Raw genomic sequence first — 1605 nt, forward strand, 5'->3', positions numbered from 1 at the left:
CTCAAGTTTCGGAGTAAAAAAAGTGACATAATCCCTTATAAAATCAAGCCTGAAACTGATTTTTTTATTAAAAAGTGTAAAAAAGACACCCATTTCTTGGTAAAATTAAGGTAACCAAACCACCAAAGAAAGGATGTCTTTTATGGCTACCATTTTACCAGATTTAAACCAAAAAGAAAACATTTACTCGGAAACTACACGATTTTTTAAACAAGCGAAGTTAGGCGTATTCTTACATCGGTCCAATATTCACAAGGTAAAGGGGGTCTCCGCTCTTTCTATAATCCGGTTCGTTTTCTCTCTCGTTCTTCATGGAATGAGTTTTTCACGAGCACTTAAATCAGATCGCATCCCGAAAGATTTCCGGAAGGATGTTGTCTATGACCTATTAAAGAATCCTACTTACAATTGGCGTAAACTGTTGGTTCTGGTTTCCACCTATCTCATAGAAAAGTTTATCCGTCCCCTTACGTCTGAAAGACGTGATTGTGTACTGATCTTTGACGATTCTGCCTTTTATCGAAACCGGAGTAAATGTGTTGAGCTGCTTGCACGGGCGAAGGATCATGCACATCATGTGTATTTCAAAGGATTTCGCATGCTTACCCTTGGCTGGTCAGATGGGGCTACCTTTCTACCTCTTGCCTTTTCACATTTAAGTTCTCCCAAAGCTAAAAATCGTTTTCAAGAAATGGATTCAAGCATCGATAAACGGACTGTTGGTTACAAACGCCGTAAGGAAGCTATCCAAAAAACTACGGAAACGATGTTCAACCTACTGAATGCTGTTGATCCCGAAAAGCTAGGGGCTAAGGCCGTTCTATTTGACAGCTGGTTTGCCTTTCCAAGTACCATCGCTAAAATCGTCAGGAATTATTCCCTTGATGTAGTCTGTATGCTAAAAGATTTACCAAGGGTTTCCTACCATTATGAAGGGCAGTCCTATCGATTAAGCCAACTCTATAAAATGGTTCGTAAAAAGCGTGGACGTGCTAAAATTTTGGCATCTATTGTCGTCGGATTAGGACACAATGATGAATACGGACAAGAAATTCAAGCACGTATCGTCTTTGTGCGTGACCGTAATCGCTCAAAAAAGTGGTTAGCTCTACTTACGACCAATATGAATCACACAGATGAAGACGTTGTGCGTATCTATGGCAAACGTTGGGATATTGAATGCTTCTTTAAAGTGACAAAATCATATCTAAAACTAGGTAAAGAATTTCAATGTCAGAGCTATGACTCAATGTTTGCTCATACGACCATTGTATTTCTAAGGTATTTGATGCTATCCTTACGCGCTAGAGAGGAAGAGGATCCTCGAACACTCGGACAATTATTTTACATGTATTGTGAAGAAATAGATGATATCCAATTTGCTGAAGCACTTTTGACAATTATAGAAGCTTTAGGTCAAACATTGGCAGAAAGCTTTCTGCTTACAGATGAAAAAATTCAGGACTTTTTGGATTGCTTTATCAACAAATTGCCGAGCTTTTTACAAAAGCCACTACTAAAATCGGAAGCAGCATGATAATAAAAGCATGGCGATTCCTTTTGTATCAAGGGATTATGCTCATTATTCAAGTCCGAAACTTGAGT

Annotated in this window: 1 protein-coding gene; it reads left to right on the forward strand. The window is 38.7% G+C overall.

All coding sequences use genetic code 11. The features are described from left to right. The first annotated feature begins 142 nt into the window (after nt 1-142). Complete coding sequence (locus P9687_RS15410; RefSeq protein WP_014097252.1) at nt 143-1537, forward strand: IS4 family transposase; 1395 nt, start codon at nt 143-145, stop codon at nt 1535-1537. Nucleotides 1538-1605: the final 68 nt, after the last annotated feature.

This window comes from Weizmannia sp. CD-2023 (assembly GCF_036225245.1).
GTDB lineage: Bacteria > Bacillota > Bacilli > Bacillales > Bacillaceae_C > Weizmannia > Weizmannia faecalis.